Origin of the sequence: Tatumella terrea (assembly GCF_039523755.1) — a bacterium.
Taxonomy (GTDB): Bacteria; Pseudomonadota; Gammaproteobacteria; order Enterobacterales; family Enterobacteriaceae; genus Tatumella; species Tatumella terrea.
On record NZ_BAAAFX010000014.1, the window covers coordinates 15217 to 38850 of the forward strand.

Genomic DNA, 23634 nt, shown 5'->3' on the forward strand with positions numbered 1-23634 from the left:
CAGCTAAGCGGGTCGTAATCAATGAAAGTAACTTATCAGCGGATGGCGCGTTCTATATTCGCCAGCTTGTGCCTAACCATTTCAAGGTGATGTTGCAGGGAGAGCATTTGAAACTGCGCGGCGTCTATTTCGTAACCAAGCTCCTTGAGTTGAATTAACAGGCGACCAAGTGGATTAGGATTATCACCATTAGGCGCCAAGTGACCTGCCGAATAATGCCAGGGGCTCCGTAACTCTTCTGGCTTTACTACATGGCGGTAGTTCTCGAAATATGCCATCGGGTAAGACAGTGGCAAAGATATTTGCTTATCGTGTCGTGACAGCAATTCTCCCTCCAGGATAACGGAGTGAACATATTCGATAGCCGGTTCAATCTGCTCCGGGGTCAACTGCTCAAAACTGGTTATCTGGAACTTCTGATGAATAAGCGCGTATGCTTCTGGGTACATCATATGCCTTTTGCTGACCAGCATGTTTACGGCATCACGAAGTGGCGTTCTTTCCTCAGTAGTACTTTTCCGCGTCAGTGGTTTTTCATAACTGCCATTTTTGCGAATTGATGGCAGAACTTCGGCCGTAACCCATTTGCGAAATTTATGGGGTACAGAGCCTTTATTAACTGCATCACGACAACGCAGAACGAGGGTGTACATGCCAGATTCGCTGACGATGTTGGCTTGCTCATTACCTTTGCTCAAGCCCTTAATTGAAGTAAGGGCTACTTCTTCCTCGTCCAAATTCCTAAGAGCGTTAGTTGTTTGCGTTAAACCTAGCGCCTTACAGATATCAACCGCAACAAACCACGGCTCCCCTTGCTTATCTACAACGCGAATTTCGCTATCGCCAAAGCGGAAGATGGTGAACTCTGGGTTTTCTTTTGCTACAATTTTCATGTCGATTATTCCTAGTAGATGTTTCGATAACGAAGCCCTGACTGTTCACGCAGTTGGGGCTTCAACTTTTACTATCATTTCAGCAATCCTTCATTCCTTAGGCTGCGGATTAATCTCTGTATTATCTCTGAATTAAGTGACCTTCCCTCCTCTCTTGCTCTATCTTTGAGTAGCTCCTTTACTTCTGCTGGAATTCTTACTCCAAGTGGAGCTATATCTTTAACTTTCATACACACCTCAAATGGCTACACCGTGATAAATAAATAGTACACGGTGATTATTTTAAGTCAAATTTTTTTTGTCTACACTGTGTAGTTAATACACTGCGTAGGAGGTTTGATGAAAGGTGCAAGGGATATTAGCCCACTAGGGGTCAGGCTTCCTGATTCATTGAAGGCCAGATTGCAACAAGAATCTAAAAAAAATGGCCGGTCATTAAATTCAGAGATAGTCATGATTCTCCAATCTTACATCGAGCAAATAGATAACCCTGAGTCTATTAATGGCCTAGCAGACAAAGAGGCTGAGAGGTTCAAAGAGGCTCTTCTGGAAACCCTTAAATCCATGTACGGGAAGGAAAAATGATTCGTAAGGCCTTTTTGATAATTGCTCTTTTTTCTCCAATCTATGCAAACGCAAACTTGCAAGTGCTTACCACGGGAAATGATCTGCTTTATGACATTCAGCAAGGTAAGGCTGGAGATGGAGGCTCTAAGTTATTCATACTTGGTTTTGTCCGAGGGGTATCAGACATGCAGATGCTGACAGGTGCTGCATGTGAGCCTGATGGAGTCGATGTAAATCAGCTTACTGATGTTATAGAAGAATATCTTGAGAAAAACCCAGCAACAAGGAATCAAGCTGCTGCTTTTTTATCAGCCGTGGCTATTCATCAAACTTTTCCATGTAAAAAAGGCTGATTTGCACCCTATTGCACCCTGCCAGTGATATGCTGGCAGAAAAATAAGGAGGTTGGTTGTGAGAAAACTGCTCTTGATTGCCCCATTAATCCTAGTTGGATGCGCCAAAGTAAGTGACTATCAGAATAAATGTGAGCAGATCTACCCTAGACTCACAGATATGGCTAACTGTCTTGATAGAAGCATAAAAAATGATTCAAGAATGTCATCGGCATCACAGCCAAAGCTGTATGTCTTAGCTGCTAAGTATTTGGGGCAAGGAGTGGATAACGGCAATATTAGCGATGCTCAGGCAAGAATGGAACTTCAAAACCTATACGTTAACATGCAGAGGCAGGAATCAATGGATGAGCAATCGAGATCCGCTGCAATTCAACAGGGATTACTGAATGCTCAAGCCATTAGTACAATGCAATCTATACAGCAGCAAGCGAATAGGCCGACATATGTTCCACCTGTAAGATTGCAGAATAACAATCTAACCACTACATGCGATTCATACGGTAATCAAACCACATGCCATAGTTATTGATTGTTATCGCCACTCATACCACTCAGAGTTGAAACAATACCAACTCTGAGTAGTTGCTTCAGCCCGTCTATTCCCACTGCATCCTTTATGGCTTTGACTGCAACCTTGTCAGCAAGGAACCTCCTTTCTGCTACTTTTAGTTGGGCTGGAGAGCCGCCAGATTTGGCAACCTTAACGCCCTCTCTGACTGCTTTTTCAATAGCATACCTGCCGCTTCTCGTGGCTGATATTTTAGCAATGGTACTCTTTAGTGCTGCTCCAGCGGTAGCCCCAATTGCGGCACCAGCCATTCCCCCGCCCGCTCCGCCGACTACTGCGCCAGATACAGAGTTACCTACTGCATCTAAGACAGTTTTTGCTATAGGATGAATTCCAGAATCGAGCGCCTTCAATACTTCTGACGTTCTGCCTGTTTGTTCAATGTATTGCTGCGGCTTTACTGCTGACCTGGCCAATGTGCCGTAAGCATCAGCTATCCTGCCAAGATCGCGAGAATATCTGCTTATGGCCTGTATGTTTTGCGGAGTGAGAACTGAGGCTATGTGATTTATGCCAGCGGAGTCAGCCTTTCCTCCACGAACACCATGCGATAGTGCGTCTTGAATAATTGATGAAATTGCAGGAACTCTCTCGCTTTCAGGGAGTGAGGAAATGATGCTGTGAAAGCCATTTTGTCCATTCAACCCATTTGCAGCGGAGGAGCGCAATGAAGCTGATCCTTTAGTAATCAACGTGTCGTTTACAAGCCCACGCCCGAATAAAGATTCAGCATTATTTTGTGCTGTGATACGAGCTTTTGACAACTCGTTTGCATTACTCCAACTATCAAGAAACCCTCCTCGTTGCGCTAGAGACTGCATATCATCAGTTATAGCTCTTCTTACTTCCCCTGCTCTACGTGCAGCATTCGACTCCCCGCCACGAATATACTTTTGCTCGGCGTCTGCAAATTTTGCCCTCCAGGCCTTCATACCATCAAAAGTAACTCCGCCATTATTTGACGAAAGTAACTGCTTCATCTCGGGACTCAATGGGACGCCTGCTGATCGCTCTGACTGAATAACTGCATTGGCATTGCTCATCGGCATTCTTTGGTTAGGCATCGTTGATCTAACATCATCCCAAGCAGACTTTTCAGCATTCCTCATATCATCCAGATTGTTTTGGATGCGCTGCTTGATAGCCGAGCTTTTCTCTGATGCCGTGCCTGCCTCCGCTCCGAATTCGTCCAGGTTTCTATTCAAGTTGGTCGCTATTTCATTAAATGCCGCATGATGGGCATCCTGAACAACACCAGGTACAGAGGCCAAAGCACCCTCAGCGTGAGCAATCCCGCGACTACCAGAAGCCATCCCAGGAGTTAATTTGTTTACGTCCACTCCCGCTGTATTTGCAGCATCTGAAATATCGCTCGATACATTTGCTGCCTGACCTGAAATAACATTACGGCCGTTTTGGCTTTTTGCCAGGTTAACAACATCATTAGCTGTATTGATAGCTCCGGCATCAGCTGTGGGCGATGCATTACCCGCCGCTCTCATTACCTTTGAGTCTTGAGCAGCCCCACGAACGCCATTAAATACAGCAGGAACAGCCCTGGCCACTACTGAACCAGCCATCCCCATACCGGTATTTTCCAGCAACTGAGTCGGATCAATTTGTCCATTCTGCTGAGAACCCGCCAGTGTGCCAACGAGGTTTTCAGATAGCATGCTGGCGACCTGGTTTGCTGCGCGTTCTGTCCTGGATGCACCGATTGCGGAGGCGGTGGCCGCCGCGGCCTTCTCTGCACCAAATCCAGGCACAAGATACGGACCAATTTCCGCACCGAGCTGTGCATATGGGTCTGTTGGTCTGGCACTTTGAGGTAACTGGAACTGGTATACCTGGTCCTGCTTTGGCACACCCACGGCATCCAGAGCTGTGTTAACCACGCTCCCGGGAATATTCGCCACATTCACGCCAGCCTGTAACAGGCCTTTTCCTGCCTGTTCAACATTCTGCATCATGGTTGGTGATGGCTGCTCTTGAACCCATGGCTGATTAGCTTCCTGTGACAACTGGTCTAATTCTGCATCGCTACCTGGCTGAGCCTTTTGCTGTTGCGTCCACTGAGCAAAGCGAGGGTCATTGATGTATTCCTGCGTTTCCTGAGGCATAGCCTGGTTCTGGCCGGACTGATATTTCTGAACGTTGCCGGGACCCCAGTTATACGAAGCGAGTGCGGAAGTAACATCACCGCCATTCTGTCTTAACATCTGACCCAGGTATTTTCCAGCCGCGTCAACCTGCATATCCGGGTCTGATTTCAGTCGCTCAGGGTTATAGCCCATGCCCTTTGCCGTTTCCGGCATCACCTGGCCAAGCCCGATTGCCCCTTTCGGGCTTAATGCGTTCGGGTTGCCACTGGATTCTTTGCTGATCACCGCTCTGAGCAATCCAGACGGAATGCCATACTTTTGCTCAGTAGCAGAAACAACATCGGCACCCTGCTGAGGTGCCGACTGCTGAATGTTATTTGGTGACTGACCTATATCGAAGTCTGATTTGCTTGCCAGGCCATTCTGGATTGCTTTATCCATAACCTGTTGCTTTGTCGTTCCTTCGGGAACATTCGATATCACCCGGCCATTTGGAAGCCTTACATCCATAAAAAATCCTTAATTCATAGAGTGCCAGTCAACAGCACCTGCGCCAGAGGGGGTAGAGTAAGACTGAATATCAGAGCGGTATTTATCGACTAAAGGGCGCTGAGTCTGCAGGTACTTTGTCTGTCTTTGCAATACTGTCAGAAAGTTATTAACTGCAACTTTGGCCCTTGCAGGCGATACGCTTCTGTCCAGACTAAGAAAAGCCTGAGCTGCGGCCTGCCCTTCAGCATCCGACACTGGACCCGTACCCTTCATACCAACAACGCCCATCTGCCTGGCTTGAGACTGTAATTGCTGAATTTGGGACCAAGCATCAGCAAATCTTGTGCCTGGCAAAAGGTTGTTTATCTTCCCCGTAACTCCGAACAGCCCCCCCCAGGTATCAGGGTCGATTTTTTTAATACTATTTACCGTATCTAGCATGTTAGACGTAAGGTTTTGCTGTTGATCGTAACCACTTACGAATGCCTGCTTTTTCTGGATCTGCTGAGACTGCTGATTTTGGATATTAGCCGATACTTGCTGCCCTGACTGATTAGCAACTTGCTGCCTGATAGCCTGATCACCACGCTGAATGTCAATTTTCTGACCTTCAAAGCCGTTATTGACATTATCCTGCTGGATCTGGTGCTGAAATTTCTGGTTATCCAACTGATATTTGGCATTAGCGATGGTGCCAGCCTGAGTTATCTGGGCATTTTTGCTCTGAAGGTCAAAGTATTTATCTGGACCGATAGCATGCATCCCGACCAAATCAGTAATCTGATTAAATCGTTGAGGGTCGGTTTGAGCAATCTGAAATGCCTGGTTGGGGTCAATTCCCATCCCTTGCAGAGTTTGCTGATGCTTTTGGATGGCCGTCGCCACTGCCTGAGGACCTTGCGTGAGAGCTAACTTTAAGTCCATAGCAGCATTGCCCGCGCCTTGTTTTAGGCTATCATTCGCCAGTCCTATTGCCTGTTGCGTTGTAGCTGCTTGCGTCGGATAGCTGGCATAAAGCTTTTGCAGTGCTGCTGTATCATTATTTGCAAGGGCGTCGCCTACTTTTTGCTGGTATGTGTTCAGTGCCTGCTGATCATTAATTTGCTTAATACCCTGCAACACACTCGCCCCACCCTGCAATGCCTGAACTCCAACATTGTTCGCCCCCGACCTGTCAGCCTGGTTTGCCTGACTAATAGCATTGACAGCATAATTAGCATCGCTGGATTGAGGGGCGTTGCTGTTAGATGAAGCAATGACGCCGCCAAATTGTGGTATTCCTGATAACTGGAAAGTTGCCATTTTTCACCTCAAAAAAGACCACCAAGCAAGCCGATGCCGCCGCCAATTGCCGCACCTAATCCAGTACCAATCCCCGGTACTACGTTCCCGATTGCGGCGCCCGATATTGCACCGCTTGCCGCACCACCAATTCCTGATTGTAATGACGACGGGCGATTAGCATTAGCAGCTATCGCATTTGCCTGCTGCTGCAGAAGTTGACTGGTGTTATTTGCATAACTCTGCCCGGCTGATGCCTGGCCAGCCGCGGCGTTCATGCCAATACCCAAGAGATTGCTCTGATTCTGCATCTGATTCGACAGCCAGTTTTGCCCTAAAGTCGGAGCAATTGACGCTAGGCTGTTGCTTGTCGCAGTAGATCCAAGTCCGCCGGTAGCCTCAGATGATGCCAGTTGCTGATAGCGGGCTTGATTAGCCAGCTGTTTATACTGGTCCGAGTTGTAATAACTATTGAGTGCGTCATTTTGGCCAGACAGTGTTGATAGCCCCTGAAGCTGCTGTAATGCTGGCTGACCAACCGCCATATACGGCTTCAGGTTATTCATAACCGTTTGCCACTGGTCACGCTGTAAATCTATGCCACGGTTAGTAGCATCAGCCTGAGCCGAAGAGGCCGCACCAGCCCCACCTTTGTGCAATCCCACTTGGTAGCCAGATAAGAGCATTTCCTTTTTTTCTGGTTGCATGCCGTTAAATAACATTGTATTTCTCCTCGCACATTTTGCGTGTCATTTGATAAAGAGTTATTCCGACCGGAACACCTTCATTCAGGTATGCATCTTTCATATGCCCTATCCTTTCAGCACCCACAGCAAGGGCAGCAATAGCCCCATATCTGGTGGTGTCTGGGACCATAGTTACCATATTGGTGAATGATGAGTTTCTGAGCAGCCAGTTAATGAATACCGCATGAGCCTTGATTGCATATTTGCCACGGTATTTCGGGGCGTAGATAGGGTGGCACTCCACTGTGCTATGCCAGAAGGTTCGAATCTCATGAACTCCGGCGAGTGAATCTCCATCGTAAACCCCGAGATACAGGGCATCGGGCTTGATTAGGTAGTAATCTCCCTCATCAACGATGTTCCCCGTTATTTCTCTGTTGTTCAGAAATTCGGAAAGCCCAACAGGATCATCAATTACTTTTAATTTCATCGGAAATGAGTCCGTGCGTTACAGCCATGTCTTCAAGTGCTTTTACTCGCTGGCGGGTTTCAATTAGCGCCTGGACAATGGCCTGTATTTCAGTCTGAGAGTAAACAGCGCCAACCGTATAACTCTGGTCGGCGTTGAATGCTGATTTGCTGGCGGTACCAGTTGATAGGGTCCATCCGGTTTGCCGGGGACCGATAACCTTAGTCCCGTTTACCGAATATGACGATGCGACATTTAACGGTCCTGCAAGGCTCTGTGATGATGTGTGACTTTTTGAAAGGTAATCACCTGATATGTTGTCAATATCACCCCTGTCATCCTGCTGAGAGGTTTTAAGCGATGAAATGTCATCACTGTTCTGAGTTATTCGAGACTCATGGTCCAGCAGTTCAGTTTCATTGGCAGAAATTCGCTGTTCATGATTAGTTAACTCATTTTCGGCAGCCGATATTCTTTGTTCATGGTCTGCCAGTTCAGTTTCGGCAGCCTGTAACCGCTTTTCATGGTCTGCCAGCTCCATTTCTGCTGCGGTAAGGCGCTTTTCGTGGTCAGCTAATTCAATATCCTGCTCATCGTTTTTCACCTGAGCATCATAAGCGCCATTACCCGCCTCATTCGCTTTTCCGGCTACATTCCCGAGGTCAGACCCTTGCTGTATTACATAAAGTGAATACGGCTGGCTAAATCCATGCGGGAGTAGCGTTGCGTCGATTCGTGAAGCCTGAACTGTTACCGGTGTTTGAAGTGATGCATCAGCCATTATTCCAGCCTTACCTGACACCCTGACAGGGTTACAGGAGAAGAGGTTATGATCCGCACCTTAACACCCACATTTTTGCGGATATGTCCGAACCTGCGCCACAAAACGCGCCTGTCATATGCGAAAGATGAGTTTTGTTCAATCATCTGCTCACGGCCGAAATTAATGCCGTCAGTCGTTGCGGACAAAAACAGCCGGTCAGCTATCTGAGCTACGCCGGTCGATGCTTCAAGTTCGAAATCGAATACCCGCATGTTGTCGGCTTTGAATAGCGGAGTGTAGAGCAGGTGTTCCTGCTGGGCTCCATATTGTGCGGATGATGAAAAATTAAGCTGACCGGTCACAGCTTCTGTTTTATCTCCACAGGTGATTTGGTTACCCTCAAACATGAAATCTATCCCACGGTGCGGAGAGTCGTATAGGCCAGTTTTCATGATATTCCACTGCGGACCGTTACTGCTTGCTGATGCGTCATAGCAGAGAACATGGCCAGGTAGATGGATAATCATTAACTCATGGCCATCAAACCTGAGCGTTTCCATGACAGCAGATGAAAGGTCAGAAGCTGAATAACTGCGAAGTATTTTCTCAATACTTGCCGTGGCGATTGGTGCCGCTGAGCCCTGGCTGATGGCATAAACAGATGGCGCACCGCCTGACGGGTTGCTGATAAATGCATGTGAGTCACCGAACTTACACTTGCACCGTGTGCCGGCAATTCCCTTCTGCACCATTAGTGACGGCTGCGATACGTAAATTGCGGCACTGGTATCTGTCGACCCGGTCAGAGAGAAGTATTCGATTGTTGAAGAGCCGAACATCACAGCAAAGTCACGCCATGTATCACAGGCAAGTATGCCATCAGGCTGACTTTCTGCGGTATAGAATGGCCGATACTGGTCAGGGTGTGATTCGTCCTCAAGGTCAGTTACGCCGAAGTCCTGAGAACCGTCCTTTACCCACAGATAGCGCCCACGCAACCGGCACACATCACGAACTGAACCGATATCGTACTGCGCATAGGTCACATCCCCTACCGTTGACGGCCAGTTTTGCAGCGTCTTAGTGGTCCCGTCATAACGGTAAAGAGTCAGCACGCCATTAGCTGCCACTGCCTGACTTGTTGCTGAGTGAGCCATGCTGATTCGCCCGGCCCCAGACACATCACCCACTTGTGACTGGCCGCGATACAGCTTTCCTCCCAGGACCCGATACACTACCGACTCATGAGTATTAAACTGTACGCCCCTGGACAGGCCAGCCACATCATCACGCTTATCAATGCCCGGAAAAGACCGGAGATACCCACTGGAGTTCAACACCTCTTTCGGTGTCGCCAGCATATTGACCGGCAGCGCATCAATATAATCAGCGTTAGCCGGACTCTTCGCTATCCCCTTCATCAGGGGTAACTGTTGGATTGGCATTCTGTTTCCCCGGGTAGAAATTCCAGTTGTTGTAAGTCGCCAGGCGGTTACCGGAACCAACAGGCATCCGCTGAGGATATGAGTATCCGATACTGGCAGCACGACTGATGGCGGTGGACTTCATCAGCCGTTCTTTTCCGTAACGGGCAGTCATTACCACTTTGTCAGCTGGCGTAACCACGTAATCAGGTGCGATGCGAAGCGCCAGGTTATGAACCACGGCACTGACTGAACTGGACCGCATACCGTGGTCGTCACCTTCTGCCGGCGGGTTATCATCATCAGCAAAAACATAGCCAGTGATGATCCCCTGACCATCCTGATACCACTCAGACATCATCATTTCGAGGTCATCAACGGCGTCTTCCATTGACTGCGGCTCAACGTCTGTCAACGTGGCGTCAGAAGCAACACCCAGCTTCCTCAGGGCTGCGCGAACAATGTCGCCTTTAGTCTGCGTCAGCATCGGTAGCCGCCTTAGCCTTGCGGCGCACTGGCTTATCAAGAAGTTTTGACGGATGGTCAAGCCAGCCATCTTTTACGTGATTTTCCACCTCGGTGTGGTCAACCACTTTAACGTGCGCCATAACACCCCATACCTTGCACGGGCCGCCAGGCTTATAAACTGCGGTATCCATATCAGCCTCACGAAAAGGGGCCGAAGCCCCATAACGATGACAATTAAGCGGTTTGACCAGCCAGCCCAACACCGATAGCTTCCGGACGGGTGGCGTTCACGCCATACCAGAGCGCGATACGGCACTTCCCGGTAAGCGTGGCAATGTCGCCCTGAGTCGCCATGATTCCGCTCACACCTACGCCAGGAATATCAAAGGCAGTCGTTTTCATGCCAGCAAACAGGTCGCTGTTAGCAGGGATCGGCTGAGACACGATACGAATAGAATCATCCGCCCAGAAAACGTTAGTTTTGGCTGTGGCCACGTTCAGGATATTGATAGCGGTCGCATCTGCCAGCGTGGTGTTAACGTTGGCATAAGCGCGCTGCTCCGGTGACAGGGTAGTGTCATTCAGAGCTACCGGTTTCGGCGTGATTTCCAGATGAGTGCCGTCAACCACATTAACTACTGAGAATGTCGCGTCATCGGTCAGGACGTTCTTAGCCATCTGTCCGAGGAACTTCACTCCAGCAAAGGATATTTTGTCGCCGCGCTTGAACCCGGTAGTGCTGGACACGGCGACGGTAGCGAAACGGTTATCAACGTTGGTTTTGTTACCATCGTTATCCAGTTTCCACGCCTGAGGCGCGAATGACTGAGCGCCCGAAACAGTGACGCCAGTTGCGGTTGATGCTGACAGTGTTGGCAGCTTCGGTGAGCGCATGACGTCATCAAACCCGGCCACCTGACGTTGAATGGTTCCGGATTTATACGCGTCTTCCGGTACGTTACCGAAAATATCGCGACCAACCAGGTTATAACCGGCTTTTCGGTAATCATCAGGGTTAAAGAACCATGAAAGGCCAGCATCGCGATTCAGTTCTCGACTGAACATCAGCGATTCTGCATGAGCGACAAAGTCCCAGCCCTTTGACGAATCACCATTGATCTGAGCCGGGTCGGTTACCACCAGTGACCCCATATCAGCGGCCATGTTGGCAATTTTCAGTTCCAGATTGTTCGCCAGTTTACGCGCTGATGCCTGAATGCGGCGGCGGTAGCTGGTTTCATCACGCAGGTCGTCGGCACGAAGAGCGAAGTAATCGTTATCCGGGTCGCCTAGGTTAACGGCAACGCTCAGCTCTTCAATGCCGGTTTCTTTGCCTGTCAGGTCCCATCCTTCCTGACTTGGTGACTCCTGCTCTACCGGCATCCAGACCGTGTTACTGGAACGCTGCATTGACGCGGCTGGCGGGGTGTATTTGGTTGCTTTCTGCGCCATTGGCGTCAGGTTTTCGACGGTGTTGATCACCTCGTCGATAGCATAGGTTACTAGCTGACCTTCATTAAGAGCCATTATCGGATTCCTTTAAGTTTTGCTTTCAGTTTGCGGTAAGTCTCCGTGTCACCGCTGCTGGCCGCTTTATCCATCTGCTTTTGCAGAGATTCACGGTTTGCAGCTGTAACATCGCCGGACACAGCTTCATCAGCCGGCGGGGCTTTCGAGACGGGTTTACCGCGAGGCTTAATCGTGAGTTTTGCATCGAGTCGAGCCAGTTCAATGAGGGCTTGCTGACCGTCCATTGCTACGATCTGGCGTAACTTCTCCGGGTTGGCACCCAGGTGGTACATAATTGCCGCTGACTTTTCAGGAAACAGACGCATGATTTCGGTGTCGATACCCTCAGGCACCAACGACCGGAAGCTGTCTTCTTTCTCTTGATAGTCAGGAAGGTTTAGTTTCTCTGCCGCGTCGTAGTGTTTGCGTACTGCTTCGACCGTCTGCGTTGAACTTTGCGTGTACTCCTGCGTTTTGCGGCCCTGCTCTGCGACTGCATTGCTGCGGGCATCCTGAGCCTTAATCAGCCAGTCGTTGTTAGCCTGACTGAATGCTGCAAGTGCCCGCGTCTGGTCGTATCCATATTTCTCCAGACCTTCATCCGACAGATACTGATTGATGTCAGGCTGTGGCGGCAGGTCAGGGTTAACACGCAAATTCTCCGGCACTTCACCGCGTCGAACAGCTTCAAGCTGCTGCTCAATTTCACGCTGGCGCTTACGTTCGATACGCGCCTGTGCAAACTTTGCGTTAGTTGCCGGGTCTTGTTTCTGTTTATTCTCGTCGTCACCCAGAACAATCTCGAAGCCTTCTTCCTGACCTTCGCCACCGTTGGCATTACCGGTTAGCTGACTATCATCAAGTGCCGCTTGCTGATCGCCGGACAGGGTTTGTTCTTCAGTTGCCTGAATATCGTCGGTATTACTCATGATTCACCTCATGGAAGGGATAAAGTTACTCGCCGGGAATGGCGGAAGGTTGCTGATTCTGTTGCTGCGGAACCTGTTGTTGCTGACTCTGCTTTTGCAGGAGATTGGCAATATCGAGTTGCTGACCGTGATGCTGTTGGTTAGCTCTCAGCATTTGGTCAGCATCGTTATGTGCCGCGGTGTTCTGTTTCTGGTACCAGTCAGACAGGACGCTGAGCGCATCCCGTAGTGACTTATCGTTAAGTGATTTAGCGTTCGCCATCGCCTGAACTGCCTGAGCTTGAGTTAACTGCGCCTGCTGCTGCGCGGTGTAGGCTTTAATCTGCAAGTCCTGCTGCTGGTTCTGCGCTTTCATTTGTTCGGCCTGACCTTGTGCCAGTACACCCTGAGCCTGAACCATTGCCGGATCAGGTTGATTCTGTTGCTGCTGTTGCGCTTCCTGTAGCCACTGTTGCTCTTCGGCAGTTTCAGGTTGTTTGAGCCCCTGAATAACCAACTGCTTGTTGGCGTAGTCACGGGTAATCTCAATGCCCTTGCCATCCAGCAATGTTAGATACTGCAACAGCAATACGTTCCAGACCTGCTGTGACGGGTCAATCTGCCCGAGCAATTCCTTTAGTTCAGCGCGGTGCTGTTCTTTCATTGACTGGAATGAGGGGCCAACATCGGTGTAGCACTCAAAACGACCGCTAATATCGTTCAGTACTACGGTCTGCCCAGACGCCACATCAACTACGCTCGTCATCGTCTGGACCGTCTTCTCTTCGCCGTCCGGCAGTGTCATAGTGACCGTGCGCGGAACGTCGTAGATATCACTGACCATTGATGCATAGATTTCACCGTCACGACGCATTGCGGTAGCCAGATTGTCCTGAAACACAAATGTTTGCAGGTCTGAGCGCATGTTTAACTGGTTAACAGTGTCGAAAGCCACCTGACCATTAGCTGCTGAGTTATCAACGCCCAGATCGGCAACCTGTTGCACCGCATCAGACGCAGCCTGGAGCGCGTACTGGTTGGCAGGTGGTATCTCCGGGTCATCCAGATAACCAATGGCACCGAGCGGTAAATCACTGCTGCTCTCGTCGGTTCGGTTCTGTAGGTAGTACGGGTAATCAGCGTCACCCGAATACATGTACTCGTAACCTTCAATCTGCTCAGGGTAAAAAATAGGTTTCTTGCGAGGGTTACGGGCCACAATGTCGGCATTGAAGCTCATGATCATGTTGCGCAGGCGTTGGCCGTCTTTCGTCAGCCGGACAATACCCTCATAAACCTCCTTGTCCTCGACAAATCCCCACTCACCGAACACTGGCACAATCGGCAGATGCTCACCGGCAATAAGTTGCTTATCCTTCAGGATGGCAGACGATGACAGGATGGTTTTGTACACCCGTGAACGCTTGATTTTACGCTCGCCGATTTTCTTCATACCGCGGTCGGCCAGCATGTCGATGACGTTCTGAATATCACGCTTGAAGTAACTCACCGGCTCACCGGTCAGCGGGTCTTCGTAGATAAACGCGATTTCTTTTTTCTCGACGACCTCGTAATACTCAGCAATATGAATGACGTTGTTTGTCATCCAGGGAAACAGCCAGTCATTCGGAGACTGGAATGACGGAATATCGGTGGCATCAAGGCCAAACTCTTCAGCAAATGATTCCCAGCCATCCTGTGACAGTGCGCTAATCACGGTGACGTGCTTTGCGTCTGACTTATCCTGCTGCTTTGCATTGGCATCCCAGATAACGTGAGAACATGCCTCATGAATCGGTACACGCCGGATGATCTGGTTATTGCTGGTCGGGTCCTCGTCTTCGTACTCAGTGACGATACGCCAGGCACCGATACCACATTCAATCTGCTCCTTCACCGCAACATTAACCGAAGTCTTCGCAGTGTTGTGTCGCATGTCGGTGCGGTACATCCCCATCAGGATTTCAGCAGCGTTCGGGTCGGCGTTATCCTTGGGTCGAAACAGTACATCAATCGGGTTCTGACGCATTTCAGCAACCAGTTTCCGCACTACCGGGCGCACGATATCGAACTGGCCACGGTATTGCAGGGTGGTGTATTTGGTTAGCCAGTCATCCCATTGCGATACGCGACTGAAAAATAAATCGTTCTTCGCTTCGGTTCTGGCTTCTTCGCTGGCAGTCCAGTCCCGGTCAAACTTACCGAGAATGTCATCCAGTCTGTCGTTGGTGTCGGCCATTATCTTCCTCGCGAAATTGGTCTGATTGGTGCCGGTGTTTTCTTCTCTTTCGGCTTTTTGATGTCGCGCATCATTTTGGCGAACCGGCGCATCATGTAGCCGTAACGGACTGCTGACAGAACGTCATCATTCAGTTTTACGATCTTGCCGTTTTCGTCGCGGTGGTAGAGTCGGAATTCATCAAAAAATGGTTCACATGTGTTGAACACCTTGAACCGTCCATCGAGCATCATGTCTCGCATTTCAGTAATGCCGGGTTCAACAGCATTGCCGCCATCCGGCCATGTAGCGTGTTCAGGAAGCATCTGGAAACCGGCATCAGCGTATTGGGCCTTTAACTGCTCACCGCCGCCCTTTTCATGCTGATTGCCATCGTGTGGCCACGCGGTGGGGATTTTATTAGCCCATGACTTAACAGCGCCCCATGCCTGTACTGCGGTTTTCTCCTTGTCCTTCCAGACGCGTGAAACATAAATCGTGTCGGCGTCTTTATCCCACCACAATTGCACCTGTGCCTGCGGGTGATCCCAGCCAAAGTCCATTGCATCGATAACATAGAAATGGTCAGGGCATTCGAACGGATGACATTTGATGGTTTCTTCGGGTATCTGAAATATTCGTCCGCTGCCCATCGTCGGAATACCTCGGGCACGGGCTTCGCGCTCATGCTCAGGGTAAGAAGCGATGATTTGCTCTTTCTGCTCTTCGGAGTAGTGATCTGCATCGTAGATGGTCATGTTGACCACCTTCTGCATTTTGCTCGGATTCTTCAGGAACTTCGTGACAACATCAGACATTCCCATCAGCGGGGTGAATGTCAGCAGTGAGAACTGGCCGTATTTATTGGTACGGGTCAGCCCTTCTCCATAAATACTGTAGGGTGGCTCTTCATCGAACCAGACACCGTGAATAGTGTCACCCTGCCAGCGGGCTCGGCCCTGCGAGTACGGCTTGAAGTAGCAAATTGATATGCCGTCTTCAACACCCTCAGCTGTGCGATGCTTTATCAGCAGGTGGTCGACCAGATTCGGATAAAACGGCGACTTCTTCCAGCTGATGATGTCTTCTTTCGGGATTGAGCCATAACCCGGTTCGTCATTTTCTTCGATACGGCCACACAGAATACGCTGAGTGGTTTTGGTTACTGTTTCGTTAGTCTCACCGCCAACCCAGAACACCACCGGCTCATAGAATCGCTTGCCGCCCCACTCCCCACCGTAAGAACCGTCCGCGGGATAACCTTTGGTTCCCGGGTATCGACCGGTCAGATGGAATGCTACCTCAGCACCACCGGAATATGATTTACCCAGCTGGTTACCGGCCATGAAACATCGTTCGGTAAAGTCGTGGCCGGCATCAATAAATTCACGCTGCTTTCCGTAGGGGTGGTATTCAAATAACTGGTGGGTCCTGCGGTATTGTTCCTCTTCTTCCAGAAGCTCAAGCAGCTCTATCTGCTCGTCCTCTGAAAGTTCATCAAGCATCGTTTCGTTTACCACGGCTCAGTAACTCCTGTATTCGGGAGCGACGCTTATCGCGATCTCCCTTATCAGGTGTCACGTCCTCGACTTGCGATTGCTCTTTTAAGCCCAGGTCCCGGGCGATGATGTTTGCGTTAAGCAGGTCAGCAGCGGCACCGGAAAACTTCTGATCGTAGATGATTTCCTCTGCTCGCGTGGTGACGTAATTAAAATCATCCCGAGCCTTATAAAGCGCCCATGTCGGCTTAGTTATATCAAGGAAAATAATTAACCCTGTCAGTGTCATTGCCCGCATCTTGGCGATAGGCTCCTGCGTCACTTCTCCCTGATATGCGAATGCTTTCATTTCCCACAGCGGATTAGCCTCAACCCATTCGAAGTATTCACAGCAGGCTGTCCATAGCGCCTCGGGGGATTCGAACTTAGGATTACGCCCATGACTACTGCGGGCCTCCCAGAATCGGTTACCCTTTGGTGCTGCCATACAGAACATTCCTCTACATATAAAAATACCGGCCCCGGTAATTTGGTGACTGGCTTGGATGAAATAATATATAAAACTCTGTTAAGGCCACTATCATGATGACCTTTGCAGAATTTTATAAATCAGGATTGTGCGATAACACCCGCTGCCCGAAGCTGGGTCAGCGTGTCGTTCAGTTTAGCCGCTACGTTGTTAATCGCCGTTTGGGATGTAGGGAAGTCAGTTGCTGTTTGTGTGCCGATGTTGGCTACTGCCGCACCTTGCTTAACCCCGCCCAGCGCAGAAGAAGTGGCGGAAGTTAGTGTATACGCTGGCCCCGCTGGACCTGCTGGCCCTGCTGGCCCGGTCGCGCCAGTATCACCCTTATCACCTTTCGGCCCTTTATCATCATTATCTGCTGTGTACTTCGCTTCAAAGTCTGTTTTACTCAGGTACAGGATTTCACCGTACTGACTGTTAAACAGATAGCCACCAACCTGCGGGTTGAATGTTGCAGCAAAGGCAGCAGAGATATACTGCTCGTTATATGCGCCATCAAACGATACGAGACCAGAGCCGTCGTTAGCGTAAGTAATGGATTTAATCGGCAGTCCACGCACGTAAATGTCGTCGCTATCTTTGTAGAGCGGCCACTGAGGGATGTAGTTGGGATTTGTCATGATGTTCTCCTTTGCATTAAACAGCACCCGGATGGATGCTCTGTGATGCAGAGAGCCGTTGTGAAAGTGACTCTCGGGTTGGTTAGTGCGGCTCCGAAATCGGAGGGACCTATCGCTTAGAGGTGATACCCATATTCTGGGTAACGGTAGCGCAGATTTACGCTTTGCTTTTTAATCATGTGTTTAACACGCATTTAGAACCCGCCTCAAAATTGAGGAGAGCGATACGGGAATCACCGTAACGGGGTTTTCCTAAAAGGTGTAAAACCTACACTATTTGTGCAGGTCTGATGTGAGCAAATCTGCGTACATCTCTCTGGCTTACTAACTGGGCTGTTATTGCTGCGTTGGTTGGTATTTTTTGGATTTAGAAGCTCTCAAGGATTCTCTCCTTTCTTTCAGTGTCATTAACACCTCGATTAACACGTCAACGTTCTCTACGCATGCAACACCTTCGGCTACTCGACCGCTGGAGAAGTAATCGACTGCACTTTTAAGGTATCGTTGAGCAGTTACCAGTTGAGACTTTTCGTCTTTAGTCATGATCTCCGCCTTCCATAATTAACACCATGTCCGGGTTGGTCAGCTTCATGATGTGCTCATACTCAACTGCTAATACGCGCTTTTCTTTCTTCCTGTCGTTCATCAGGCGACTTCCAATCGTACCTTTGAGCTTTGAGCGAGTCTCTTTGATTACGAACTTATGCTGAGCCTCTTCACCTATTGCGGCGCGGCGGCGCAGTTGCTCCGACATCCAGTTAAATGCTGCGATGAAGTTTTCTTTAATTGCTGATGCAGCATGACCAGTAAACCCCATGATTAGGAACATGCATCCATCACGGGAGATATTCATCATTGGCTGAATGTCGCCATTTTTATCAATAAAATCAGTGGGCTCATAATTAAGCCGCTTAAATTCATCCGAGCATTTCAGATTTCTAATCGCGAGTAATACGTTTTTGTGCTTCTTGCCAAAGTATTCTGCGACCCTTACTGATGTAGTCATCAGATCACCGCCTGATACTGTGACCATTTCACGGAAATCGAAAGCAGGTAAGACTGTAGAATTGTTCATATCGGCATTTCCTTTTAGTGATGAACCCTGTCGCACAGGAAGACGGCCCCCAGAAAGCTCCGACAGCTAGCCGGTTCCTCAAGGTGCATCCTGAAAAGGTTCTGGGATTTAAGCGCGTGCGTTGCGCCAATAAAAAAGCCCACCGGTCAAAGTGGGCTTGGTACGTGGTAACGGATGCGTAACCCCGGGATTACAGGCGATTCATGGGATTGAGCTTATTTATCTCTTCATCCCGCATGGTCACCTCCATACTTTTAGTTTTCGACGCAGTGAAATTACTTGTCGGGTAATCACAATCGAGGCCACCGCAGTGATGGCCTCTGTTCTGATTACTGCTCGCTGAGTCTCTGCCTTAGCAAATACCCTTCAAGCATCCAGATTTTATTAACAGCGTTATCGCGTGCAATTTTGCGCCCGATCTCTGCATCAAAATTTTCAAGGCTGGCACAAGCGGATTCGCCGGTGACAGTGAAACCATTTTTCAGAGTCAGAACGCAGAAGGTAAGGGCCTGAAGATGTGAGTTATGTGCAACTTGGCCGCCTTTACCTTTGACGCCATCTGCTGCCGTGAAATACGTTTCCTCTGAGATGACGCTTTGGATGTGATCAGGCGTTACTCGAGGGGCTGTTTTGTCTTTGGCGACGATCTCATTTTCGATTTCGCTATCAGTCATAACTAACCTCTGTTCTGATTACAGGAACTTATCTTTCAGAGCGACCAGATCGGCCTCGGCGTCTTTGCCGAGGACTTCCAGACCGTGCTCAACAAGTTCGACGAACGCGTCAAACTTGGCTTTGGCCTGTTCCAGTGGTGAACTGGTTACAGGAGTTTCTGCGGCTGTTGTCTGGACTGCACTACCGCTGCCCGATGCTCCGGTATCAGTTGATACTGGCGTTTCGGTCACTGCTGGGGTAGCTGCTGCTGGTTCTGCTACGGATTGATCTGACATTTCTTCGCTCTCTTTTTTCGTAAAAAGGCTTTTCAGCCACTGGATGAATTTCATTGTGATTGCGCCTCAATTTTCCTGATGGCCTGCCGGTCGATGTTGGCCTGATTCAGCAAGCCGAATAGCTCAGCATTCAGCGTGACGCTGTCGCCGTAGGTGAAGTTGTCAGGAATGGTTGGTTTAGTGATTGGCGCTGTCAGCTCTGCCGGGATCGGCAGACACGGTACTGTGACTGCCCGGTACTCCGTTTGCTTCTGCTGCCTGGCGCAGCCGGTCAACAGCATCGCGATTAACGGCAGACTTAGCGCACTGGTCCGAATGCAGGTAGGTTTTAATCTCACTCTGTAGCGCCTTATTGTACTGGTCTGCGTCTGCCCGCTGCTGGAGCACATCAGACATGATTACGTTTTGCTTACTGATGGCAGCAGTTAACTTCTGCACACCGTCAGCCAGGTCATCGTTTTTATCCTGAAGCTCGTTAATCTGGGCGTCTTTGCTGTCGCTCAGTCTTTCCAGTCGCTCGTTTGTCGCGGTTAACTGGTGATTGCTGGTATTCAGCCCCCACAGAGCAATGCATACGAGAAGGATGAATAAGCATGGGATGATGACGTGGGCGTTATTGCGGAGTTTGGTGTAAATGGCTTTGGATTTTACGAGCAGTGTCAGCCAGAGCATAAAACCCCCTTGGCTTTCAGTAGTCGTGCTGTTCTGTCGTCCAGGCCGTTAGTGCCACCGTTAATGATTCGGGTAATAGCCAGTAAATCATCTTTGTCAGCGAGAGCATTCAGGCCGTGATTACTCCACCATGCAGCAGCCGACTCAGCAGCCAGTGCGTAAGTGGTTAACTGGTCAGGGTCTGCGACGATATCAACGCCCAGCCGCTTCACCAGGGCCTGATAATTACTGCGACCGGTAATCTGAATTAACCCGCGGCCTCGAAACCGGTAACCATCACCCGATGAAATATCACCATTCCCGTTCCGGTTGGCGTAGATGATGTTGGCTATCATCGGCTGGTCAGCCGGGTGAGCATTGGTACCGGCATCAACTCTGCCGTATTTCAGTGCATCTGCCTGACTTATTCGGTTGCCAAACATTGCCAGCAGCACACCATAGCGATAATTCAAACCTTCTTCGATCTTCGCAAACCCTCCCGATTCGTGTCCGGTCTGTGCGAGAAAGTGTGCCTGGCGGTACGGGTTGGTAATACCGAACTTATTCATCGCCGCGTTAATATTCGGGAACCAGACATCGCGGAGATAATCACCGACACCGGTGGCGGATTGGAAATTAGCTGCCGTCAGCATCTGCTTCCTCCTTGCTGTCGTTAAGGCCGAACTTCTGGCGGGCAAATGCAAACAGGGAATCAACACCGATGTACCCGACTGCCGCAGATACCGGCCAGCAGAGTTCAGGCGGAAAATTCCAGTGAAATATCGCGCAGATGGAGGTTAATGTCGGTTTAGCGAAGAAGCAGAGAATGCCGCACATCAGTGCGCCGGCGATTCTGTCTGTCCATCGTGCTTTTCTGTTCCGTGACGTTGCGAGGATCGACATGACAAAGGCCAGGACAGAGTAACCTGCCTCGTTCCTGTGCGTGGCTAGCCATGAGAGCATCGCAGCCCAGGTGTCCGGCCTTTCGCTCATAGTCTGTTTCTTCATAGTCACCCCCGAACGGGGATTGAGGTGTAGGGATTCACCCTGTGCCGTTAACGCTACAGTCAGAGAGGATGTTTTAACGGGTCGTCGATTGGCAAAGGGTGAAATTCAGGCATAAAAAAGGCCCTGCCGTAGCAGAGCCTGGATGAAATTATGGAGTGCTAGAAACGAAAAAAGCCCCGCGGGTTAGGCGAGGCTTAATGTTGGTTTGCTCTGTTCGCTTTTACGCTCCGAGCTTACAGTAAATATACCTAACTGCTTGCCCGATTTATTTAGCTATTCGTGCTTTATGCTGCGATTTGTGGAAATTCTTTCCTCATCTCACGCTGCGCAGCATAAAACATTTCTCCTTCAAGGATATTTTCAGCCCATTCTAACCTGTTGCGCGACTCCTTTGGTGTGGTGCCAGCCAGATAAGACAGTGACCGCTGAATGTCTTGCGAGCTTTTGCGCTTGCAGTACCGTAATCTGGCTACAGACCGGATCGGGTTGTCACGACCGAATGTCTTTGTCATTACGCGTTCCACAAAGTCAGCATCATCGGATTCTTTGGCGAGAGAGATGATGTTGGCTGCGGATGATTGAGGTATCAGCAAGTCACGAGCCTTGCGGTAAAGCTCATCGCCGCGCAGACCTTCACAGTAAAGCTGAGACACGATTTTCTCTATCTGCTTACCCTTCTGTTCACTCCATTCAGAGCGCATCATTAACCGGCCAATGACGTTGATCTGCCCTCGCTCATATTCCTCGTTGCCGAGGTGCTGACCCCAGAGATTCAGCATGTGGCGTACCCATCCCCGCTGTGACTCGTTAATGGTTTTCCAGCCGTTACCGAATAACCGGCGCATATCGGCTTCTGACCGGACAGCAGATATTTTCACTACTGAGCGGTAATCGTGTTCAATTCGCATTCTTTTTTCTCCGCTTACTGCCAGGCTGTGCCGGGTAGCTGTGTGATATTTTGTAGGGGGTTGTCGGGGTGATCGAGGTGAAGCGATTGAGGATTCGGGTTAACCAGGTCATGCAACGTCCTCCCATCGCTTTAGCTTCCCATCCAGCTCACGAACAACGACCAGCAAACCGCCCCCCCTCCGCTTCTCCAGCCGCTCAAGGCGCAACGCATCAATCTGACCGTCATCCAGCCAGAATCCAGCCTTCGTCAAAGCGTCTAAAACGCCTTTAGATAGGTTGTCTAAATCACGGGTGCGGATATCAGGAGGTGATGCGTAAATCGTTACTGAGAGGCGGTGAGGCGTTTTTACTGCGAGGTTTTGTTGCTGGATGATGTCGTTTACTGATGTGGCGTACTGCTTTCCCTTTTCGCTGATGTAATTTCGCCCTCTGGCATGCCGGTAGTACGTATTATTGGACGGTGGCCAGGGCAGGATCAGGTGATAGTCATTCATACCGATACCAGGCCCTCCCTCAACCAGATAACCTGCGTCCGGGCCATGCCTTCGAGCGCGCACTCTTTGGCATATCCTGCATCAACGAGGTGGGTGCGCCTGTCGATTTCATCGTGGCACTGCTGGCAGGCGATAGTTGCTATCAGATCAGGCGGTTTAATTCCGGTACCGCATAACCCGGCCAGGCGTATATGGGCTAGCACCGTGGTTTCCGGGTTATGGCTGCATACTCCGGGGATTCTTACCTGGCAATCACGTCCGCGGGCCGCCAGTCTCAGCTTATTCTTCGCCATCGCCTTCCTCCAGGTCATAAAAGTTCGGGCTCTTTGCGCTGTACAGTTCATCGCAGGAGTCACAGAGTTTCCCGTCAGTAGCCGTAAATCCGCAGGCTGTGCAGTCAGTTTGCATGGCACCCCCTGAGGTAACTATCCAGCAGTTTTATACGCCCTACCGATGGCATAGTGCTTTTCCGGTAAACGTTGGCCCATGCCCGCGCCGGATCGGTTTTGCACTGAATTTTGTCGTTATCAATCAGCCACCGGAGGTCCTGGTTTACTTTGCTGGCATGGAACCCTGTAGCTGCGATTATTTCGCCGTTGGTTAACCAGCGTCCGTCTTCAAAAAGGTCGAGTATCTTTTGCCTGAATGGTGTCATGCTGCCCTCTCCATCAGTCGTTTGCCGAAGTTAATAAGCTGATCCCGGTCCACCGTTTTGAACTGGCACGAACCCGTCGTCCACGGGTGCCAGATAATCAGCAGCGACCCCTTGTTATTGCCACCTACCGGCTTTCCGGCTTGCGAGGAGATAAACGCCAGACGGCCACCGGTTATCAGCCGGACTTCGCTGGCTGTTTTCACCGCCTCTTTGAACCAGCCCACGGATATATCCGCCGGAAGAAGCATCACGCACCCGACGTGATTCAGTTCTTTTTCCTTCGCTGCCTTTTCGACAAACGGTAGCGGTGCGCTGTATGGTGGGTTTAGCCAGACATAGCCATTCTCAACATGATCACCCCACTCTGTCTGAAGCGTGTCCTGTTCAACGGTGATGTACTTCCGGCAAAGCGCGTTGTGCGGGCTGGCAGCGGCATCAAGCTGGAACTGAAATTCAGCATTGAGTGCGCGGAATATTTCCGGCGGGGTTTGCCAGCTATCCTTGTGCTCTGCTGGCGTATTGGATTTATCAGTCATTCTGTTT

Annotated in this window: 31 protein-coding genes; 2 read left to right on the plus strand and 29 right to left on the minus strand. The window is 50.0% G+C overall.

Annotated features, from left to right (window positions below; translation table 11 throughout):
- Positions 1 to 35: 35 nt before the first annotated feature.
- The gene (locus ABD035_RS10435) at positions 36 to 893 is read right to left on the minus strand and encodes a BRO-N domain-containing protein (RefSeq protein WP_343869955.1); all 858 of its coding nucleotides are present in this window, start codon (positions 891 to 893) and stop codon (positions 36 to 38) included.
- A 74-nt stretch (positions 894 to 967) separates the two neighbouring features.
- Positions 968 to 1123, minus strand: a complete 156-nt coding sequence (locus ABD035_RS10440) for an Arc family DNA-binding protein (protein ID WP_343869957.1) — start codon at positions 1121 to 1123, stop codon at positions 968 to 970.
- Positions 1124 to 1232: 109 nt separating this feature from the next.
- On the opposite strand from ABD035_RS10440, the gene ABD035_RS10445 reads away from it, so the two are divergent.
- Both ABD035_RS10445 and ABD035_RS10450 read left to right on the plus strand, forming a co-directional pair.
- Positions 1233 to 1478, plus strand: a complete 246-nt coding sequence (locus ABD035_RS10445) for a FitA-like ribbon-helix-helix domain-containing protein (protein ID WP_343869960.1) — start codon at positions 1233 to 1235, stop codon at positions 1476 to 1478.
- Positions 1475 to 1813: a Rap1a/Tai family immunity protein gene (locus ABD035_RS10450; RefSeq protein WP_343869962.1), complete on the plus strand. Its 339-nt coding sequence runs from the start codon at positions 1475 to 1477 to the stop codon at positions 1811 to 1813. Before ABD035_RS10445 ends, ABD035_RS10450 begins: the two co-directional genes overlap by 4 nt.
- A gap of 525 nt (positions 1814 to 2338) precedes the next feature.
- On the opposite strand, the gene ABD035_RS10455 is transcribed toward ABD035_RS10450, so the two are convergent.
- The 27 genes from ABD035_RS10455 to ABD035_RS10580 form a co-directional block, all read right to left on the minus strand.
- Positions 2339 to 4996 carry a lytic transglycosylase domain-containing protein gene (locus tag ABD035_RS10455; protein ID WP_343869964.1) on the minus strand — a complete coding sequence of 886 codons (2658 nt, stop codon included), beginning with the start codon at positions 4994 to 4996 and terminating at the stop codon, positions 2339 to 2341.
- 9 nt (positions 4997 to 5005) lie between these two features.
- The gene (locus ABD035_RS10460; protein ID WP_343869966.1) at positions 5006 to 6280 is read right to left on the minus strand and encodes a phage DNA ejection protein; all 1275 of its coding nucleotides are present in this window, start codon (positions 6278 to 6280) and stop codon (positions 5006 to 5008) included.
- An 8-nt stretch (positions 6281 to 6288) separates the two neighbouring features.
- Complete coding sequence (locus ABD035_RS10465) at positions 6289 to 6945, minus strand: DNA transfer protein (protein WP_343870311.1); 657 nt, start codon at positions 6943 to 6945, stop codon at positions 6289 to 6291.
- Positions 6946 to 6970: 25 nt separating this feature from the next.
- Complete coding sequence (locus tag ABD035_RS10470) at positions 6971 to 7435, minus strand: DUF2824 family protein (protein WP_343869968.1); 465 nt, start codon at positions 7433 to 7435, stop codon at positions 6971 to 6973.
- A complete protein-coding gene (locus ABD035_RS10475; RefSeq protein WP_343869970.1) occupies positions 7416 to 8195 on the minus strand; it encodes a phage tail protein in 780 nt (259 codons plus the stop codon). Before ABD035_RS10475 ends, ABD035_RS10470 begins: the two co-directional genes overlap by 20 nt.
- On the minus strand, positions 8195 to 9622 hold the full coding sequence (locus ABD035_RS10480) for a packaged DNA stabilization protein (RefSeq protein WP_343869972.1): 1428 nt from the start codon (positions 9620 to 9622) through the stop codon (positions 8195 to 8197). Before ABD035_RS10480 ends, ABD035_RS10475 begins: the two co-directional genes overlap by 1 nt.
- Complete coding sequence (locus tag ABD035_RS10485) at positions 9570 to 10088, minus strand: packaged DNA stabilization gp4 family protein (RefSeq protein WP_343869974.1); 519 nt, start codon at positions 10086 to 10088, stop codon at positions 9570 to 9572. Before ABD035_RS10485 ends, ABD035_RS10480 begins: the two co-directional genes overlap by 53 nt.
- A complete protein-coding gene (locus ABD035_RS10490) occupies positions 10072 to 10209 on the minus strand; it encodes a hypothetical protein (protein WP_343869976.1) in 138 nt (45 codons plus the stop codon). Before ABD035_RS10490 ends, ABD035_RS10485 begins: the two co-directional genes overlap by 17 nt.
- Positions 10210 to 10303: 94 nt before the next feature.
- Positions 10304 to 11596: a P22 phage major capsid protein family protein gene (locus tag ABD035_RS10495; protein ID WP_343869978.1), complete on the minus strand. Its 1293-nt coding sequence runs from the start codon at positions 11594 to 11596 to the stop codon at positions 10304 to 10306.
- Positions 11596 to 12507, minus strand: coding sequence for a scaffolding protein (locus ABD035_RS10500; protein ID WP_343869980.1), 912 nt, complete (start codon positions 12505 to 12507; stop codon positions 11596 to 11598). Before ABD035_RS10500 ends, ABD035_RS10495 begins: the two co-directional genes overlap by 1 nt.
- Before the next feature lie 25 nt (positions 12508 to 12532).
- Positions 12533 to 14725, minus strand: a complete 2193-nt coding sequence (locus ABD035_RS10505) for a portal protein (protein WP_343869982.1) — start codon at positions 14723 to 14725, stop codon at positions 12533 to 12535.
- Positions 14725 to 16209, minus strand: coding sequence for a terminase large subunit domain-containing protein (locus tag ABD035_RS10510; protein ID WP_425579720.1), 1485 nt, complete (start codon positions 16207 to 16209; stop codon positions 14725 to 14727). The genes ABD035_RS10505 and ABD035_RS10510 overlap by 1 nt, the downstream gene beginning before the upstream one ends.
- Positions 16202 to 16690 (minus strand): DNA-packaging protein, encoded by a 489-nt coding sequence (locus ABD035_RS10515; RefSeq protein ID WP_343869986.1) that lies wholly within the window; start codon positions 16688 to 16690, stop codon positions 16202 to 16204. The genes ABD035_RS10510 and ABD035_RS10515 overlap by 8 nt, the downstream gene beginning before the upstream one ends.
- 122 nt (positions 16691 to 16812) lie before the next feature.
- On the minus strand, positions 16813 to 17349 hold the full coding sequence (locus ABD035_RS10520; protein WP_343869988.1) for a head fiber protein: 537 nt from the start codon (positions 17347 to 17349) through the stop codon (positions 16813 to 16815).
- A gap of 535 nt (positions 17350 to 17884) precedes the next feature.
- Positions 17885 to 18424 (minus strand): Rha family transcriptional regulator, encoded by a 540-nt coding sequence (locus ABD035_RS10525; protein ID WP_343869990.1) that lies wholly within the window; start codon positions 18422 to 18424, stop codon positions 17885 to 17887.
- 329 nt (positions 18425 to 18753) lie between these two features.
- Positions 18754 to 19098 (minus strand): Gp49 family protein, encoded by a 345-nt coding sequence (locus ABD035_RS10530; RefSeq protein ID WP_343869992.1) that lies wholly within the window; start codon positions 19096 to 19098, stop codon positions 18754 to 18756.
- Positions 19099 to 19116: 18 nt separating this feature from the next.
- Positions 19117 to 19428: a hypothetical protein gene (locus ABD035_RS10535; protein ID WP_343869994.1), complete on the minus strand. Its 312-nt coding sequence runs from the start codon at positions 19426 to 19428 to the stop codon at positions 19117 to 19119.
- A complete protein-coding gene (gene lysC / locus ABD035_RS17665; protein WP_425579721.1) occupies positions 19425 to 19655 on the minus strand; it encodes an Rz1-like lysis system protein LysC in 231 nt (76 codons plus the stop codon). Before lysC ends, ABD035_RS10535 begins: the two co-directional genes overlap by 4 nt.
- Positions 19552 to 20046, minus strand: a complete 495-nt coding sequence (locus ABD035_RS10540) for an Rz lytic protein (protein ID WP_343869996.1) — start codon at positions 20044 to 20046, stop codon at positions 19552 to 19554. Before ABD035_RS10540 ends, lysC begins: the two co-directional genes overlap by 104 nt.
- A complete protein-coding gene (locus tag ABD035_RS10545) occupies positions 20034 to 20678 on the minus strand; it encodes a glycoside hydrolase family 19 protein (RefSeq protein WP_343869998.1) in 645 nt (214 codons plus the stop codon). The genes ABD035_RS10540 and ABD035_RS10545 overlap by 13 nt, the downstream gene beginning before the upstream one ends.
- Entirely contained in the window at positions 20662 to 21033 is a 372-nt protein-coding gene (locus tag ABD035_RS10550; protein WP_343870000.1) for a phage holin, lambda family, read from the minus strand. Before ABD035_RS10550 ends, ABD035_RS10545 begins: the two co-directional genes overlap by 17 nt.
- A 284-nt stretch (positions 21034 to 21317) precedes the next feature.
- Complete coding sequence (locus ABD035_RS10555; protein ID WP_343870002.1) at positions 21318 to 21941, minus strand: hypothetical protein; 624 nt, start codon at positions 21939 to 21941, stop codon at positions 21318 to 21320.
- A gap of 108 nt (positions 21942 to 22049) precedes the next feature.
- On the minus strand, positions 22050 to 22436 hold the full coding sequence (locus ABD035_RS10560) for a RusA family crossover junction endodeoxyribonuclease (RefSeq protein WP_343870004.1): 387 nt from the start codon (positions 22434 to 22436) through the stop codon (positions 22050 to 22052).
- Positions 22433 to 22729: a DUF1364 domain-containing protein gene (locus tag ABD035_RS10565; protein WP_343870006.1), complete on the minus strand. Its 297-nt coding sequence runs from the start codon at positions 22727 to 22729 to the stop codon at positions 22433 to 22435. Before ABD035_RS10565 ends, ABD035_RS10560 begins: the two co-directional genes overlap by 4 nt.
- Positions 22716 to 22844: a hypothetical protein gene (locus ABD035_RS10570; protein ID WP_343870008.1), complete on the minus strand. Its 129-nt coding sequence runs from the start codon at positions 22842 to 22844 to the stop codon at positions 22716 to 22718. The genes ABD035_RS10565 and ABD035_RS10570 overlap by 14 nt, the downstream gene beginning before the upstream one ends.
- Positions 22834 to 23091, minus strand: a complete 258-nt coding sequence (locus ABD035_RS10575; RefSeq protein WP_343870010.1) for a hypothetical protein — start codon at positions 23089 to 23091, stop codon at positions 22834 to 22836. Before ABD035_RS10575 ends, ABD035_RS10570 begins: the two co-directional genes overlap by 11 nt.
- Positions 23088 to 23627, minus strand: a complete 540-nt coding sequence (locus tag ABD035_RS10580; protein ID WP_343870012.1) for a phage N-6-adenine-methyltransferase — start codon at positions 23625 to 23627, stop codon at positions 23088 to 23090. Before ABD035_RS10580 ends, ABD035_RS10575 begins: the two co-directional genes overlap by 4 nt.
- Between the last annotated feature and the right edge of the window lie 7 nt (positions 23628 to 23634).

Excerpts from the sequence above, each read along its gene's own strand:
- ABD035_RS10435 (WP_343869955.1), bottom strand. The coding sequence starts at position 893 with ATGAAAATTGTAGCAAAAGAAAACCCAGAGTTCACCATCTTCCGCTTT.
- ABD035_RS10440 (WP_343869957.1), bottom strand. The coding sequence starts at position 1,123 with ATGAAAGTTAAAGATATAGCTCCACTTGGAGTAAGAATTCCAGCAGAA.
- ABD035_RS10445 (WP_343869960.1), top strand. The coding sequence starts at position 1,233 with ATGAAAGGTGCAAGGGATATTAGCCCACTAGGGGTCAGGCTTCCTGAT.
- ABD035_RS10450 (WP_343869962.1), top strand. The coding sequence starts at position 1,475 with ATGATTCGTAAGGCCTTTTTGATAATTGCTCTTTTTTCTCCAATCTAT.
- ABD035_RS10455 (WP_343869964.1), bottom strand. The coding sequence starts at position 4,996 with ATGGATGTAAGGCTTCCAAATGGCCGGGTGATATCGAATGTTCCCGAA.
- ABD035_RS10460 (WP_343869966.1), bottom strand. The coding sequence starts at position 6,280 with ATGGCAACTTTCCAGTTATCAGGAATACCACAATTTGGCGGCGTCATT.
- ABD035_RS10465 (WP_343870311.1), bottom strand. The coding sequence starts at position 6,945 with ATGCTCTTATCTGGCTACCAAGTGGGATTGCACAAAGGTGGGGCTGGT.
- ABD035_RS10470 (WP_343869968.1), bottom strand. The coding sequence starts at position 7,435 with ATGAAATTAAAAGTAATTGATGATCCTGTTGGGCTTTCCGAATTTCTG.
- ABD035_RS10475 (WP_343869970.1), bottom strand. The coding sequence starts at position 8,195 with ATGGCTGATGCATCACTTCAAACACCGGTAACAGTTCAGGCTTCACGA.
- ABD035_RS10480 (WP_343869972.1), bottom strand. The coding sequence starts at position 9,622 with ATGCCAATCCAACAGTTACCCCTGATGAAGGGGATAGCGAAGAGTCCG.
- ABD035_RS10485 (WP_343869974.1), bottom strand. The coding sequence starts at position 10,088 with ATGCTGACGCAGACTAAAGGCGACATTGTTCGCGCAGCCCTGAGGAAG.
- ABD035_RS10490 (WP_343869976.1), bottom strand. The coding sequence starts at position 10,209 with ATGGCGCACGTTAAAGTGGTTGACCACACCGAGGTGGAAAATCACGTA.
- ABD035_RS10495 (WP_343869978.1), bottom strand. The coding sequence starts at position 11,596 with ATGGCTCTTAATGAAGGTCAGCTAGTAACCTATGCTATCGACGAGGTG.
- ABD035_RS10500 (WP_343869980.1), bottom strand. The coding sequence starts at position 12,507 with ATGAGTAATACCGACGATATTCAGGCAACTGAAGAACAAACCCTGTCC.
- ABD035_RS10505 (WP_343869982.1), bottom strand. The coding sequence starts at position 14,725 with ATGGCCGACACCAACGACAGACTGGATGACATTCTCGGTAAGTTTGAC.
- ABD035_RS10510 (WP_425579720.1), bottom strand. The coding sequence starts at position 16,209 with ATGCTTGATGAACTTTCAGAGGACGAGCAGATAGAGCTGCTTGAGCTT.
- ABD035_RS10515 (WP_343869986.1), bottom strand. The coding sequence starts at position 16,690 with ATGGCAGCACCAAAGGGTAACCGATTCTGGGAGGCCCGCAGTAGTCAT.
- ABD035_RS10520 (WP_343869988.1), bottom strand. The coding sequence starts at position 17,349 with ATGACAAATCCCAACTACATCCCTCAGTGGCCGCTCTACAAAGATAGC.
- ABD035_RS10525 (WP_343869990.1), bottom strand. The coding sequence starts at position 18,424 with ATGAACAATTCTACAGTCTTACCTGCTTTCGATTTCCGTGAAATGGTC.
- ABD035_RS10530 (WP_343869992.1), bottom strand. The coding sequence starts at position 19,098 with ATGACTGATAGCGAAATCGAAAATGAGATCGTCGCCAAAGACAAAACA.
- ABD035_RS10535 (WP_343869994.1), bottom strand. The coding sequence starts at position 19,428 with ATGAAATTCATCCAGTGGCTGAAAAGCCTTTTTACGAAAAAAGAGAGC.
- lysC (WP_425579721.1), bottom strand. The coding sequence starts at position 19,655 with ATGCTGTTGACCGGCTGCGCCAGGCAGCAGAAGCAAACGGAGTACCGG.
- ABD035_RS10540 (WP_343869996.1), bottom strand. The coding sequence starts at position 20,046 with ATGCTCTGGCTGACACTGCTCGTAAAATCCAAAGCCATTTACACCAAA.
- ABD035_RS10545 (WP_343869998.1), bottom strand. The coding sequence starts at position 20,678 with ATGCTGACGGCAGCTAATTTCCAATCCGCCACCGGTGTCGGTGATTAT.
- ABD035_RS10550 (WP_343870000.1), bottom strand. The coding sequence starts at position 21,033 with ATGAAGAAACAGACTATGAGCGAAAGGCCGGACACCTGGGCTGCGATG.
- ABD035_RS10555 (WP_343870002.1), bottom strand. The coding sequence starts at position 21,941 with ATGCGAATTGAACACGATTACCGCTCAGTAGTGAAAATATCTGCTGTC.
- ABD035_RS10560 (WP_343870004.1), bottom strand. The coding sequence starts at position 22,436 with ATGAATGACTATCACCTGATCCTGCCCTGGCCACCGTCCAATAATACG.
- ABD035_RS10565 (WP_343870006.1), bottom strand. The coding sequence starts at position 22,729 with ATGGCGAAGAATAAGCTGAGACTGGCGGCCCGCGGACGTGATTGCCAG.
- ABD035_RS10570 (WP_343870008.1), bottom strand. The coding sequence starts at position 22,844 with ATGCAAACTGACTGCACAGCCTGCGGATTTACGGCTACTGACGGGAAA.
- ABD035_RS10575 (WP_343870010.1), bottom strand. The coding sequence starts at position 23,091 with ATGACACCATTCAGGCAAAAGATACTCGACCTTTTTGAAGACGGACGC.
- ABD035_RS10580 (WP_343870012.1), bottom strand. The coding sequence starts at position 23,627 with ATGACTGATAAATCCAATACGCCAGCAGAGCACAAGGATAGCTGGCAA.